1 pseudogene is annotated in these 312 nt (G+C 43.6%); it reads left to right on the plus strand.

The features are described 5' to 3' along the window. A pseudogene (locus tag BLO31_RS23655) lies at positions 1-312 on the plus strand (IS630 family transposase); the annotation flags it as partial.

Consider the following 312-nt stretch of genomic DNA (forward strand, 5'->3'; position numbering starts at 1 on the left):
ATCTATTATTTGCTTAATCACATGGGCTTCTCTTGGATAACTTCCCGCTCCAAACACCCTCGACAATCCCAAAAAATTCAAGACGATTTTAAAAAAATTCAAAATTGAAACGATCCTTAAGATCCCCGGCCACATGGGACTTGAGAACGTTGATGTCTGGTTTCAAGATGAAGCGAGATTTGGCCAGCAAAATACGACAACTCGACTTTGGGCTGAACGTGGTTCAAGGCCGAGAGCGGTAAAACAACAGCAGTTTGAGTATGCGTATTTGTTTGGCTCAGTATGCCCCACTAGAGGGATTGGAGAAGCAGT

This window comes from Vibrio sonorensis (genome assembly GCF_001854765.1).
GTDB classification, from domain to species: domain Bacteria; phylum Pseudomonadota; class Gammaproteobacteria; order Enterobacterales; family Vibrionaceae; genus Vibrio; species Vibrio sonorensis.